A 12,893-nucleotide genomic window follows, 5' to 3' on the forward strand; every position below is an offset into this window, starting at 1 on the left:
GGCCGGGCCATGCAGCGCGCTTCCCATCGCCTGCTGCCGGACGGCCGCCGCCTGCACCTTCAGCATGGGCCGATCGACCTGATCGTGACCGCCGAGGGCGATCCCGAGGCGGTGCGGGCGGCCTACGGGCGCGCGGTCGCCCGCTTCGAAACGCTGCTGGACGAGCTGGTCTCGGAAGTGCCGGGGCTGCGCACGCCTCTGGAGCCGGTCGGGCCGTGCCCGCTGTCGGGCGCGGTGGCGCGGCGCATGTGGGCGGCGGCCGCGCCGTTCCGCGCGGGCTTTGTCACACCCATGGCGGCGGTGGCCGGGGCGGTGGCCGAGACCGTTCTGGGGGCGATAATGGGCGACCAATCCCTTACGGGCCGGGCCGATGCGCAACAGGAATTCCTCCTCCCCCCGGCGGGGGGAGGTTGGGAGGGGGGCGATGGGGCACACGCAAGCCCCGCGCTTCAGGCGTCAACCCCACCCCGACCCTCCCCTGTCCAGGGGAGGGGGGGCGATCGCGGCGGCCCCCATGGCCTGACCCGCGCCGCCGTCAACAACGGCGGGGACATCGCGCTGTGGATGGCCCTCGACGCGCCGCCCTGGCGCATTGGCGTGGTGGTGGATCCCGCCCGGCCCGCGAGCCCCGGCGCGCTCGATATCGGCCCGGACAGCCCCGTGCGCGGGCTGGCCACCAGCGGTCGGCACGGGCGCAGCCTGTCGCGGGGGATCGCCGACTCGGTGACGGTGGCGGCCCCGACCGCCGCCGCCGCCGATGTCGCCGCGACCCTGATCGGCAACGCCGTGGACCTGCCCGGCCATCCGGTCGTCACGCGCCGACCGGCCCGCGCCCTGCAGCCGGACAGCGACCTGGGCGACCGGCCCGTGACGGTCGCGGTCGGCGCCCTTGCCGCGGCCGAGGTGGCGCAGGCGCTTGACGCGGGCGGGGCGGTCGCGGCGGACTGTGTGGACCGGGGCCTGATCGTCGGGGCCGTTCTGGTGCTGGCGGGGCGGGTGCGTCTGGTCGGCGCCCTCGACCTGGTCGCCGGCCCGGCGGCCCTACCTGAACCCGTGACGGAGGATGCGCTCCATGCCTGACGCCATGCCCGGCCTCACCCTGCGCAAGCAGCAGGTGAGCGTCGAGGAGATCTTTCACGAGGGGGGACCGCGGGTCGCACCACCGCTGCGCCGCGCCGCCATGGTCAGCGTGATCGTCAATCCCTTCGCCGGGCGCTACGAACCCGACATCGCGCCCTTCATGGAGACCCTGAAGCCGCTCGGGCTGGCCATGGCCCGGCGGCTCGTGGAGGCTCTGGGCGGCGACCCGGCCGTGGTCGAGGGCTACGGCAAGGGCGCCATCGTGGGCGCGGGCGGCGAGATCGAGCACGGCGCGCTGTGGCATGTGCCGGGGGGTTACGCCATGCGCGAGATCCTGGGCGGGGCCAAGGCCATCGTGCCCTCGACCAAGAAGGTGGGCGGCCCGGGCGCCCGCCTGGATGTGCCGGTGACGCACGTCAATGCGTCCTACGTCCGCAGCCATTTCGACGCCATCGAGGTCGGCATTCCCGACGCGCCCCGCGCCGACGAGATGGCGCTTGTTCTGGTGATGACCACCGGGCCGCGCGTGCACGCCCGCGTGGGCGGGCTCGCCGCCGCCGACATCAAGGGGGAGGATGGACTGCGATGAGCACCACCGCCGAAATCCGCAAGCTGATGACCGTGGTGGACGAGATCCACCAGGAGATGGGCCGGCCCATCGATCCACCCACCCGCCGCGCGGCGGCCGTGGCCGTGATCCGCAATCCGTTCGCCGGGCAGTATGTCGAGGACCTGACGCCGCTGATGGAGATCGGCGCCGAATTGGGCGGCCTGCTGGGCGAACGCGCGGTGGCTGCGCTCGGCATCCGCCCGGATCAGGCGGAAAGCTACGGCAAGGCCGCGCTGGTGGGCGAGAACGGCGAACTGGAGCACGCCGCCGCCATCCTGCACCCCCGCATGGGCGCGCCGCTGCGCCAGGCGGTGCAGAAGGGGGCGGCGCTGGTGCCGTCCTCCAAGAAGCGCGGCGGCCCCGGCCAGGTGCTGGATGTGCCGCTCGGGCACAAGGACGCGGCGTATGTGCGCAGCCATTTCGACGGCATGGAGGTGCAGATCAACGATGCGCCGCGCGCCGACGAAATCCTGGTGGCCATCGCCGTGACCGACAGCGGGCGTCCGCTGCCGCGCGTCGGCGGCCTTACGAAAGACGAAATCAAGGGAGAAGATGGCTTGCGTTGATCGGCAGAAACCGATCAAAGAAGGGGCTCGGCTCGGCAAGAAGAAGCCGGTCGATAACATACAAACGACTTGTCGTTCGCCTGCAAAGGGAGCCGAGGAGACACGCCATGCCCGATCAGATCAACCACACTGCCCATGACAACTGGTTCAGCCGTCGCGGGCTGCTCCGCACCGTCGCGGGGGCCACGCTGGCCGCCGTCGGCCTCGCCGCCGCCACCGGCGCGCCGGCGCTCGCCGCCGACCCCATCAAGGTGGGCGAGATCAACAGCTACACCCGCCTGCCGGCCTTCACCGAGCCCTATCGCCTGGGCTGGCAACTGGCGCTGGAAGAGATCAACGCCGCCGGCGGCATCGACGGCCGGCCCGTCGAGGTCATCTCCAAGGACGACGCCGGCAAGCCCGGCGACGCCGTGACCGCCGCCAACGAGCTGGTCTCGCTGGAGGGCGTGGACCTGCTCATGGGCACGTTCTTCTCGCACATCGGGCTGGCGGTCGCCGACTTCGCCAACCAGCGCGGCATCCTGTTCGTCGCGGCCGAGCCCCTGACCGACGCCATCGTCTGGTCCAAGGGCAACGACTACACCTTCCGCCTGCGCCCGTCGGTGCACATGCAGGCGGGCATGCTGGCGGAAGAGGCCGCCAAGCTGGACGCCACCCGCTGGGCGACCGTGGCGCCCAACTACGAGTACGGCACCTCGGCCGTGGAAGCGTTCAAGGCCGCGCTGTCCGAGCGCAAGCCGGACGTGGAGTGGGTGGACGAGCAGTGGCCGCCCCTGGGCAAGATCGACGCCGGCGCCACCGTGCAGGCCATGGCCGCCACCGAGCCGGACGCCATCTTCAACGTCACCTTCGGTCCCGACCTCATCAAGTTCGTGCGCGAGGGCACCACGCGCGGTCTGTTCGAGGGCCGCGAGGTGGTCAGCCTGCTGACCGGCGAGCCGGAGTACATCGACCCGCTGGGCGAGGAGACCCCGGAAGGCTGGATCGTCACCGGCTATCCCTGGGACAAGATCGAGATTCCCGAACACGCGGCCTTCCTGGAGGCCTATCAGGCCAAGTACGACGACTATCCGCGCCTGGGCTCGGTGGTCGGCTACGCCACCATGATGTCGGTCGCCGAAATCCTGAAGAAGGCCGGCTCCACGGAGACGGACGCCATGATCGAGGCCGCCAAGGGCATCGAGGTGCCGACTCCCTTCGGGACCGTGACCTACCGGGCCGCCGATCACCAGTCCACCATGGGCGCCTTCGTCGGCCGCACTGCGGTGGAGGACGGCCGGGGTGTCATGGTGGACTTCGGCTATCGGGATGGCGCCGACTACCTGCCGCCGGAGGAAGAAGCCGCCGCCATGCGGCCGTAGCCGGGGGCCGATCCGTAGGGCGGCTTCGGACCGCGCGAGCGGTCCAAGCCGCCGACGGCGGTGCGCAAAAGGCTGGACGCCCCGCCCATGGCGGGTTGCGCCGTTGGCGCGAACCCGCCCTACGGGACCGCGCGAGCGGTCCAAGCCGCCGACGGCGGTGCGCAAAAGGCTGGACGCCCCGCCCTACGGGACCGGCCCGCCCTACGGAACCGGCCTCACTCCGGCGCGTTCGGGCGGTCGCCGAAGGTCCACTGCCGCACGCAGTGTTCCACCACGCGGGCGACGAACGAGAGCAGGTCGCTCGCCTGATCCTCGTCGAACGACCCCCTGCGGCGCGAGCCCAGGGCGAGCAGCCCCGGCGGGTGGCCGTTGCCGGGCTCCAGGCGGGCGAGGGCATCGCTCGCCACCAGCCCGGCGCCGCCGCCGAACAGCCGCTCGTCCCCGGTCGCCTGGGGCCGCAGGGCAATGGGCCGCGAGCGGGGGGCGACCTTGTCCACGGCGCCCGCCGGCAGGGTCGCCAGCGGGGCGGAGCGGGCCGGCAGGCTGCCCGCGTTCTCGAACCGGACGGCCGCCACGTCCACATCCAGCAGCAACGGCAGATCATCGGCCACGGTCTCGCCCAGGCAGCCGCGTTCGTCGCCCATCAGCACGCTCAGCACCGCCTGATGGGTGCGTTTCAGAAGGGACAGGTTGATCCGCGTGGTCTGGATCAGGCTGTCGGTGCCGTCGCGCAGGTCGCGCAGCTCGTCCTGCAGGCGGCGGATGGCGAAGTCGCGGATGTCCACCACGCCCTCGCCGTGCGGCGAGGCCGGCATGCCCAGGGTCAGGATGGCCTCGGGGCAGCGATCCAGGAACCCCGGATGGGCGGTCAGATACGCCAGCACGGCGTCGTCGGTCAGGGCGGGGGCTGGATCGGGATCGGTCACCATACTCTCCGGACAGCGAAAAAAAGGGGGCGCGGACCCGGTCCACTTTCAGGGGGCCGGGACGGTGCGTCAAGCGGCGGGGAGTTCGCTTTCGGCGGATTCGGCCGGCGGCCAGACCGTGTTGCGGCCGGTCTGCTTGGCGGCGTACAGGTTCTGGTCCACGCGGCGCAGCCCCTCGGCCCGGCCCAGGCGGTCGTCGTACTGGACCACGCCCAGGCTGATGGTGACGGGGAGGTCGGGGCGCGGCCGGCATTCCATCACCTCGCGGCGCAGGGCCTCGGCGAGGTGCTGGGCCTGCTGCGGCGTCGTGCCCCGGCAGAGCACCATGAATTCCTCGCCGCCCATGCGGAACAGGGCGTCCACCTTGCGCAGCCGGGCGCGCACGGTCCGGACCAGATGCACCAGCACGTCGTCGCCCGCGTCGTGGCCGAACTGGTCGTTGATGGCCTTGAAATGGTCGATGTCGAACGAAATCAGGCTGACGGCGCCCAGATCGCGCCGCGACTGCTCGATGGCCTCGTCCAGGCGGAAGTCGAAGCAGCGGCGGTTGTAGGCCCCGGTCAGGGGGTCTCGGATGGCGAACTCGTTCAACTGGTGCTGCAGTTTCTCCAGGATGCTGACGGCCAGATCGGAGAACCAGCAGGTCAGGGGATAGGTCAGCGCGAAGCGGACCCCGTGGTCCATCGGCGCTTCCAGCAGCACCAGCGGGATCAGCAGCAGCATGCCCGCGGCCATCATGATGCGCGCCCGGCGGCGCTCGGACACGAAGCAGTTCACGATGGCGAGGGGATAGGCCCACAGGGCGGCGGCATGGCCCACGAACTGGATGCCCCAGGCCAGGGTGAGCAGTCCGACCACGTTCATGACGGCGAAGGGGATCTTTACCCGGCCGGTTCGGTGGATGTAGGCCGTATTCGCCGCGATCGCGAGGGCGAACGCCGCGATGATCCCGCCGAACAGGTATTGACCCCGGATCACGTCATAGATCGAAAAGGCCAACAGTACCGGCGCGGACGACACACCCAACAGCATATAGGTGCGGATCCTGAAATCCCTGGCGGCGTGCATCGAATCGTTTCGGCTCTTTCTCTGGCCTCTGGTGCTGGGTGGGTCGATGGGGGGCGGGGTGCATGGCGCCGCCCGGTCACGCGCACAAGAGAGACCGTGACAGTTTCATGATACGACACACGACCGCTGTGTGTTAGATGACCGGAGGTCTGGGGCGAACACTGGCGAATCGTCGAGGGGCGCGCGGTGCCGCGCCCCAAGGCCGCGCCGCCGGACCGGAAAGGATGGCGATCAATAGGCGTTGCGGTGATAAAGCACACGCGCCGTCATGATGAGGATCTTGAGGTCGAAATACAGCGACCAGCCATCCACGTAGTACAGATCGTGTTCGATTCGCTTCAGCATCTTGTCCAGGGTATCGGTCTCGCCACGCCATCCGTTGACCTGCGCCCAGCCGGTCAGGCCCGGCTTCATGCGGTGGCGGCCGATGTAGGTGTCGATCAGCGCGCCGTATTCCTGGTCGTGGGCCAGGGCATGGGGACGGGGACCCACCAGTGACATGCTGCCCAGCACCACGTTGAACAACTGCGGCAGCTCGTCCAGGCTGGTCCGGCGCAGGATGCGCCCGACGCGCGTGATGCGGTTGTCATCCCGGGTGGCCTGTTTGACCTTGGCGTCGTCATGCACGACCATGGACCGGAACTTGTAGATCTTGAACGGCACGTTGTTGAAGCCTGCGCGCGACTGGGCGAACAGCACCGGCCCCGGGCTGTCGAGCTTGACCAGCACGGCGATCAGGGCCATCAGCGGCGCGGCCGCGATCAACAGGCCCGTGCCCAGCACCAGATCCTCAAGCCGCTTGATGAGCACCTGGGAATCGGACAGCGGCCGGGTCATCAGGGTGACCACGGGAATGCCGCCGGCCAGACGCGGCATGCGCCCGTTCAGGGCGCTGTCGTAGCCGCTGGGGATGACGTCCACGTCCAGCGGGATCATGCGCAACGGGGCGGCGACCTGGCGCAGCGGGCGCTCGTCGGCGGGGTCGGGGATCAGGATGGCGCGATCGACCACCTCGGTGCCGAACCTGTGCACGAAATCGTCGAGCGAGGCATAGCGCCGCCCCGGCGTCTGGGGCACCGGCCGGCGTTCCGGTACGCCCGGCGGCGGCGTGTGCAGCGGCACCACGGTTTCGATGTCATAGCCCTTCTCGCGCAGGTGAAGCGCGATCTCTTCCACGTGGCGCGTGCCCCGCCCGTGGATCAGGGCCAGCCGCTCGCGCAGGAAGCCGACGGCGATGCCGTGCTTGAGGAAGCCGGACCACCAGATTCGCGTGCAGACAAGGCTGAAGTACGCCGACAGGATCCACACCGTCACCCAGATGCGCGAGAACTCGCCGGTCACTTGCAGGCCGAAGGCGAGCAGGGCCAGGATCGCGAACACGGCGACGAACGCCCGGGTGGCCCGCTTCAGGCCGTGCCACGGGTTCTGCAGCGCCAGATAGCTGGCCGCCTGCATGGCCGGAAACGCCAGGATGGCGATCACCACGGACAGGCTGATCGCGGTCAGCTCGACCCGGTCCGGGGCGGCCGTGTTGAACCGCACCACATGGGCCAGATAGGCGCCGAAGATGAACGACAGGATGTCGCTCACCTGCATGCCCAGAACGAGGAACCGACGCGTGATTCCGAGCGAGAACCAGCGTTTTCGGGTCGAGGAGCGGTTGGGGGCTTTCGCGGCCATGGCGTGCTTCTGGCAACGGGAGGCGGGGGCGGCCAGGCCGGCGGATGAGGCATGCGCTCGGGCGGCGCGGGCCCCCTCACGACCAGGGCCGGGGGCGACGATTGCACAGGGGGGACCCCTCTTCAAGGTGGATGTCCGTCGCCGCCGCAGTCTCCAGCCGCCAGGAACACCCGTCGCCAAACCAAACCGTGCCTGGTGGAAATGCCCGGCCGCGGACGTTGTGCGTTCGGTCCTGGTCCGGCCGGTGGCGCCGAAAAAAAAAGCGGACCGTGTGACCGGAACGGCCCTTTCGTCGGGGAGTCCCGGGGCCTATAGTCCGCGCCGTTTCCTCAGCGCCCCCCGGAGGCATGGACCAGGCGGGCCCACCGCTCGAAGGCAAGGACCAGGCGACCATGACCCACGACTCCCCCGCGACCACACCCGCCGCCCGCCCCTCCGTCTCCACCGACGACCGGGTCGGCGTGATGATCTGCGGCCACGGCAGCCGCGACGTGGGGGCCGTCGAGGAGTTCAACCGCCTCGCCGTGCACCTGCGGGCGCGCCTGCCGCAGTACGCCGTGGAAAGCGGCTTCCTGGAATTCGCCCGCCCGATCATCCGCGAGGGGCTGGATGCTCTGAAGGCCGCCGGGGTGAACCGGGTCTTCGCCGTGCCGGGCATGCTGTTCGCGGCCGGCCACGTGAAGAACGACCTGCCGTGGGAGGTCAACAGCTTCGCGGCCGAGCACCCGGACATCACCGTGCAATTCGGTCGGGAACTGGGCATCGACCCCAAGCTTCTGAAGGCCGCCCAGGCTCGCATCGAGGAAGCGGAGGCCGCCGCCCCCACCCCCGTGGACCGCAAGGACACCCTGCTGATGGTGGTCGGGCGCGGCACCAATGACTCCGACGCCAACTCGAACATCAGCAAGGTCGCCCGCATGCTGTGGGAGGGCATGGGCTTCGGCTGGGCCGAGGTGTGCTATTCCGGCGTGACGTCGCCGCTGGTCGGGCCGGGGCTGGCGCACGCGGCGCGGCTGGGCTATCGGCGCATCATCGTGTTCCCGTACTTCCTGTTCACCGGCATCCTGGTCCGCCGCATCTATGACGGCGTGGACGAGGCCGCCGCCGCCCATCCGGAGATCGAGTTCCTCAAGGCGCCCTATCTGAACGACCACCCGATGGTCATCGAAAGCTTCGTGGAGCGCGTGAGCGATATTCTGGCCGGCGAAACCGCCATGAACTGCCAGCTCTGCAAGTACCGGGAGCAGGTGATCGGCTTCGAGGACTCCGTGGGCGCGGTTCAGGCCGGGCACCACCACCATGTGCGCGGGGCGGGCACGGACGGCGATCACGGCCACCACCACCACCATCATCACCACGATCATGGGCACGACCATGGGCACGGCCATGGGCACGGCCACGGCCATGACCACGGGCACCACCACGGCGGAGAGCCCGCCGGGAGCCGTCCGGGCCGCACAGAAAACGACTCCGGTCGCTGACCGGCAGGCCATCCACCTGCGAACTGGAGAGCTGGGGGGCATCCATGTCGAAACCACCGCTCGGCCGATCGGGCCGGGACGAGAGGACAGCCATGACCCCACCGGGTGCCATCCCGCCCTATGAACGCGACCCCGAGGCGATCTATCGCCAGTCCTTCGACACCATCGCCGCCGAGGCCGATCTGTCCCGCCTGCCCGCCGATGTGCGGCCGCTGGCCACGCGGGTGATCCACGCTTGCGGCATGGTGGACGTGATCGACGACCTGGAGGCGTCGCCGCTCGCCGCCGCATCGGGCCGGGCGGCGCTGGAGGCGGGGGCGCCCATCCTGGTGGACACCCAGATGGTGGCGCGCGGCATCATGGCCCACCGGGTGCGTCGGGCGCCGGTCATCTGCCGCCTGGACGACAACCGGGTCCCGGATCTGGCCGAGGCCCTGCAGACCACCCGCTCGGCGGCGGCCGTCGACCTGTGGGTCCCGATCCTGGACGACGCGGTGGTGGCCATCGGCAACGCGCCCACCGCGCTGTTCCGGCTGCTGGAACTGATCGCCGACGGGGCGCCGCGCCCGGCCCTCATCATCGGCATTCCCGTGGGGTTCGTGGGCGCGGTCGAGAGCAAGCGCGCGCTGGCCACCCTGGCCCCCACGTTCGACATTCCCTTCGTGACGGTGCACGGCCGGCGCGGCGGATCGGCCATGGCGGCGGCGGCGGTGAACGCGCTCGCCCCGGCCAAGACAGGGAGCCACGAACCAACATGGCCGTGACGCCAGATGCGCCTGCTCCGGGCGCCCTGCATGGGGTCGGCGTCGGCCCCGGGGACCCCGAGCTTCTGACCCTGCGCGCCGTGCGCGTCATCGACGATGCGGCCGTGATCGCCTATCCCGCCACCAGTCAGGGCGAGAGCATGGCGCTGGGCATCGTCGAGGCCTTTTTGCGCGACGAGCAGACGCAGGTCCCGCTGCCCCTGATGTTCAGCCCGGCCCAGACCCCGGACGATCCCGCCTATGACCGCGCGGCCGAGGTCATCGCCGGCCACCTGGACGCGGGCCGGGACGTGGCCGTGATCTGCCAGGGCGACCCGCTGTTCCACGGCTCGTTCATCTATCTGCTGGAGCGGCTGGGCGGGCGCTATGCCGTCGAGATCACGCCCGGCGTCTCCTCGGTCATGGCCTGCGCGGCGGCCGTGGCGCGCCCCATCGCGCACGGCATGGAGACCCTGGCCGTGGTCCCGGCCACCGCGCCGGAAGAGCGGCTCGCCCGGGTCCTGGCCGAGACCGACGCCGCCGTGGTCATGAAGGTGGGCCGTCATCTGGGCAAGGTGGCGCGCGTGCTGGCGGCGGCGGGGCTCGCCGACGGCGCGGTCTGCGTCACCCGCGTCGGCCATCCGGACCAGGTGGTGCGCCCGCTGACCGAGGCGCTCGCCCGACCGGACGGGGTGCCCTATTTCACGGTGGTCCTGGCGCGCCGGGACGGAACGGCGGAGGCGGCGGCATGACCGGACGTGACCAGACCTCAGGCGCGCCGGTGCTGGTGGTCCTGAACCGCACCGGCCTGGAGACGGCGCGCCGACTGGCGCCCCACCTGCCGGGCGCCGTGGTGCATGGGCTCGCGGACCGGGTGCCGGAGGCGGATGCGCCCTTCAAGGCCACCGTCGCCCACCTGCGGGCGCTGTTCAGCGCCGGCCGGCCCATCGTCGCCCTGTGCGCCAGCGGCATCGTGATCCGCGCCCTGGCGCCGCTGCTGGACGACAAGCACGCCGAGCCCCCCGTTCTGGCCGTGGCCGCCGACGGCTCGGCGGTGGTGCCGCTGCTGGGCGGGCATCACGGGGCGAATGCGCTGGCCGCGCGGCTGGCGGACGTCCTGGGCATCGCCCCGGCGCTGACCACGGCGGGCGAGGTGACCGGCGGGCTCGCCCTGGACGCCCCGCCCCCGGGCTGGCGCGTCCATAACCCCGAGGCCGCCCGCGCCGCGATGGCCGCGCTGGTGGACGGCCGCCCGGTCGCGCTGGCGAACGAGGGCGCGGCGATGCTCACGGCCTGGATCACGGACGCCTCGGATGCCGTCGTGCCAGCGGACGTGTCCGCCACGGGCGCGCCCACGGTCCGGGTGAGCGACCGCGCGGCGGCGGCCGCGTCCCTGCCGCCGGACACCCTGCTGCTGCGGCCGCCCACCCTGGCGCTGGGTGTGGGCTGCGCCCGCGACTGTCCGCCGGCCGAGTTGGAAGCGCTGGCCCGGGAGACTCTCGCCGCCCACGACCTCTCGTCGGAGTCCGTGGCTTGCGTGGTGTCGCTCGACCTGAAGGCCGACGAAGGCGCCGTGCTGGCCCTGGCCGAGGCGCTGGGCGTGCCGGCGCGCTTCTTCGACGCCGCCGCGCTGGACGCGGAAACGCCCCGCCTCGCCACCCCCTCCGACGTGGTGTTCGCCGAGGTGGGCTGCCACGGCGTCTCGGAAGGCGCGGCCCTGGCCGCCGCCGGCCCGGACGGCACCCTGGTCGCGGCCAAGCGCAAGACCGCCAACGCCACCTGCGCCGTGGCCCGCGCCCCGGCGGGGATCGCGCCCGCGCAGATCGGGCGCGCCCGGGGCGCGCTCCACATCGTGGGCATCGGCCCGGGCACCGAGGAATGGCGCACGCCCGAGGTCTCGGCCGCCATCGCCGGGGCCACCGATCTGGTGGGCTACCGGCTCTATCTGGACCTGCTGGGTCCGGCTCAGGAGGGCAAGGCGCGCCACATGTCCGATCTGGGCGCCGAGACGGACCGCGTGGTGGCCGCCCTGAACCTCGCCGCCGAGGGGCGGCGGGTGGCCCTTGTGTGCTCGGGCGATGCCGGCATCTATGCGCTGGCGACCCTGGTGTTCGAGCAGCTTGAGACCGGCGGCCGGCCCGACTGGCAGCGCGTCGAGATCGCCGTCTGCCCCGGAGTCTCCGCCATGCAGGCCGCCGCCGCGCGCGCTGGCGCGCCCCTGGGGCACGACTTCTGCGCCATCTCGCTGTCGGACCTGCTCACCCCCCGGGCGGTGATCGACCGCCGCGTGGCCGCCGCCGCCGAGGGCGATTTCGTCATCGCCTTCTACAACCCGGTCTCCAAGCGCCGCCGCGATGCCCTGCCCACGGCGCGGGACGTGCTGCTGCGCCACCGCCCGGCCGACACCCCCGTGATCCTGGCCCGCAACCTGGGCCGCGACGGGGAAACGGTGCGCGTCACGACCCTGGACGCGCTCTCGGTGGACGACGTGGACATGCTGACCCTGGTCATGGTCGGGTCCAGCGAGACCCGCCGCCTCGGCCGCTGGGTCTACACCCCGCGCGGCTATGCCGCCAAACAGACGACGGACGCCGCCGAATGACGGTTCATTTCATCGGGGCCGGTCCCGGGGCCCCCGACCTCATCACCGTACGCGGCCTGGCCCTGATCCGCCGCTGCCCCGTGATCCTGTTTGCCGGCTCGCTGGTGCCGCGCGCCGTGCTGGACGAGGCCGCGCCGGATGCTCGGGTGATCGACACCGCGCCGTTGCACCTGGACGAGATCCTGGCGGAGATCGAGGCCGCGCAGGCTGCCGGGCACGACGTGGCGCGGGTGCACTCGGGCGATCCCAGCCTGTACGGCGCGATCGGCGAGCAGATCCGGCGGCTGGACGCCCTGGGCATCCCCTGGCAGATCGTGCCCGGCGTGCCGGCCTTCGCCGCCGCCGCCGCCACCCTGGGTCGGGAACTCACCCTGCCGGATGTGGCGCAGACCGTGATCCTGACCCGCACCGCCACCCGCAGTTCGGCCATGCCCAACCGCGAGGACCTGGACACCCTGGGGCGCAGCGGCGCAACCCTGGCCATCCACCTGTCGGTGACCAACCTCGCCCGGGTGGTGCGCGAGCTGACCCCGCACTACGGGCCGGACTGCCCGGTGGCCGTGGTCTACCGGGCGAGCTGGCCCGACGAGCAGGTGCTGACCGGCACCCTGGAGACCATCCGCGAGCAGGTGAAGGCCGCCGGTCTGACCCGGACCGCGCTGATCCTGGTCGGGCGCGTGCTGGACCCGGCGGGCGGGTTCAGCGACAGCCGCCTGTATGCGGCGGACCATCATCACGTCCTGCGGCCGCGTTCCGGTTGACCGGCAGGCCCCGGA

12 protein-coding genes are annotated in these 12,893 nt (G+C 71.6%); 9 read left to right on the forward strand and 3 right to left on the reverse strand.

What is annotated here, in order from left to right:
* Positions 1–9: 9 nt before the first annotated feature.
* From GHC57_RS09660 to GHC57_RS09675, 4 genes are all read left to right on the forward strand, one after another.
* Positions 10–1,080 (forward strand): UPF0280 family protein, encoded by a 1,071-nt coding sequence (locus tag GHC57_RS09660; protein ID WP_153343595.1) that lies wholly within the window; start codon positions 10–12, stop codon positions 1,078–1,080.
* Positions 1,073–1,669 (forward strand): amino acid synthesis family protein, encoded by a 597-nt coding sequence (locus GHC57_RS09665; RefSeq protein WP_246152239.1) that lies wholly within the window; start codon positions 1,073–1,075, stop codon positions 1,667–1,669. Before GHC57_RS09660 ends, GHC57_RS09665 begins: the two co-directional genes overlap by 8 nt.
* Positions 1,666–2,256 (forward strand): amino acid synthesis family protein, encoded by a 591-nt coding sequence (locus GHC57_RS09670; RefSeq protein WP_153343597.1) that lies wholly within the window; start codon positions 1,666–1,668, stop codon positions 2,254–2,256. The genes GHC57_RS09665 and GHC57_RS09670 overlap by 4 nt, the downstream gene beginning before the upstream one ends.
* Before the next feature lie 107 nt (positions 2,257–2,363).
* A complete protein-coding gene (locus tag GHC57_RS09675) occupies positions 2,364–3,617 on the forward strand; it encodes an ABC transporter substrate-binding protein (RefSeq protein ID WP_153343599.1) in 1,254 nt (417 codons plus the stop codon).
* A gap of 215 nt (positions 3,618–3,832) precedes the next feature.
* Here GHC57_RS09675 and GHC57_RS09680 read toward each other — a convergent pair whose 3' ends face one another.
* The 3 genes from GHC57_RS09680 to GHC57_RS09690 all read right to left on the reverse strand — a co-directional run bounded on the left by GHC57_RS09680 (position 3,833) and on the right by GHC57_RS09690 (position 7,291).
* A complete protein-coding gene (locus GHC57_RS09680; protein ID WP_170294797.1) occupies positions 3,833–4,543 on the reverse strand; it encodes a DUF484 family protein in 711 nt (236 codons plus the stop codon).
* Between the two features lie 69 nt (positions 4,544–4,612).
* On the reverse strand, positions 4,613–5,575 hold the full coding sequence (locus GHC57_RS09685; RefSeq protein ID WP_170294798.1) for a GGDEF domain-containing protein: 963 nt from the start codon (positions 5,573–5,575) through the stop codon (positions 4,613–4,615).
* 267 nt (positions 5,576–5,842) lie between these two features.
* Complete coding sequence (locus GHC57_RS09690; protein WP_153343604.1) at positions 5,843–7,291, reverse strand: undecaprenyl-phosphate glucose phosphotransferase; 1,449 nt, start codon at positions 7,289–7,291, stop codon at positions 5,843–5,845.
* A gap of 392 nt (positions 7,292–7,683) precedes the next feature.
* Here GHC57_RS09690 and GHC57_RS09695 point away from each other — a divergent pair, with 392 nt between their 5' ends.
* The 5 genes from GHC57_RS09695 (at position 7,684) to cobM (ending at position 12,878) form a co-directional block, all read left to right on the forward strand.
* On the forward strand, positions 7,684–8,772 hold the full coding sequence (locus GHC57_RS09695; RefSeq protein ID WP_343031150.1) for a sirohydrochlorin chelatase: 1,089 nt from the start codon (positions 7,684–7,686) through the stop codon (positions 8,770–8,772).
* Positions 8,773–8,864: 92 nt separating this feature from the next.
* Positions 8,865–9,536, forward strand: coding sequence for a precorrin-8X methylmutase (locus GHC57_RS09700; RefSeq protein WP_153343606.1), 672 nt, complete (start codon positions 8,865–8,867; stop codon positions 9,534–9,536).
* A complete protein-coding gene (gene cobI / locus GHC57_RS09705) occupies positions 9,527–10,267 on the forward strand; it encodes a precorrin-2 C(20)-methyltransferase (protein ID WP_153343608.1) in 741 nt (246 codons plus the stop codon). Before GHC57_RS09700 ends, cobI begins: the two co-directional genes overlap by 10 nt.
* Positions 10,264–12,117 carry a precorrin-3B C(17)-methyltransferase gene (gene cobJ / locus GHC57_RS09710; RefSeq protein WP_153343610.1) on the forward strand — a complete coding sequence of 618 codons (1,854 nt, stop codon included), beginning with the start codon at positions 10,264–10,266 and terminating at the stop codon, positions 12,115–12,117. The genes cobI and cobJ overlap by 4 nt, the downstream gene beginning before the upstream one ends.
* On the forward strand, positions 12,114–12,878 hold the full coding sequence (gene cobM / locus GHC57_RS09715) for a precorrin-4 C(11)-methyltransferase (protein WP_153343612.1): 765 nt from the start codon (positions 12,114–12,116) through the stop codon (positions 12,876–12,878). The genes cobJ and cobM overlap by 4 nt, the downstream gene beginning before the upstream one ends.
* Positions 12,879–12,893 lie beyond the last annotated feature (15 nt).

Source organism: Roseospira navarrensis, from assembly GCF_009601025.1.
GTDB lineage: Bacteria > Pseudomonadota > Alphaproteobacteria > Rhodospirillales > Rhodospirillaceae > Rhodospira > Rhodospira navarrensis.

Excerpts from the sequence above, each read along its gene's own strand:
- cobI (WP_153343608.1), top strand. The coding sequence starts at position 9,527 with ATGGCCGTGACGCCAGATGCGCCTGCTCCGGGCGCCCTGCATGGGGTC.
- GHC57_RS09660 (WP_153343595.1), top strand. The coding sequence starts at position 10 with ATGCAGCGCGCTTCCCATCGCCTGCTGCCGGACGGCCGCCGCCTGCAC.
- GHC57_RS09675 (WP_153343599.1), top strand. The coding sequence starts at position 2,364 with ATGCCCGATCAGATCAACCACACTGCCCATGACAACTGGTTCAGCCGT.
- GHC57_RS09690 (WP_153343604.1), bottom strand. The coding sequence starts at position 7,291 with ATGGCCGCGAAAGCCCCCAACCGCTCCTCGACCCGAAAACGCTGGTTC.
- GHC57_RS09665 (WP_246152239.1), top strand. The coding sequence starts at position 1,073 with ATGCCTGACGCCATGCCCGGCCTCACCCTGCGCAAGCAGCAGGTGAGC.
- cobM (WP_153343612.1), top strand. The coding sequence starts at position 12,114 with ATGACGGTTCATTTCATCGGGGCCGGTCCCGGGGCCCCCGACCTCATC.
- GHC57_RS09700 (WP_153343606.1), top strand. The coding sequence starts at position 8,865 with ATGACCCCACCGGGTGCCATCCCGCCCTATGAACGCGACCCCGAGGCG.
- GHC57_RS09685 (WP_170294798.1), bottom strand. The coding sequence starts at position 5,575 with ATGCTGTTGGGTGTGTCGTCCGCGCCGGTACTGTTGGCCTTTTCGATC.
- cobJ (WP_153343610.1), top strand. The coding sequence starts at position 10,264 with ATGACCGGACGTGACCAGACCTCAGGCGCGCCGGTGCTGGTGGTCCTG.
- GHC57_RS09670 (WP_153343597.1), top strand. The coding sequence starts at position 1,666 with ATGAGCACCACCGCCGAAATCCGCAAGCTGATGACCGTGGTGGACGAG.
- GHC57_RS09695 (WP_343031150.1), top strand. The coding sequence starts at position 7,684 with ATGACCCACGACTCCCCCGCGACCACACCCGCCGCCCGCCCCTCCGTC.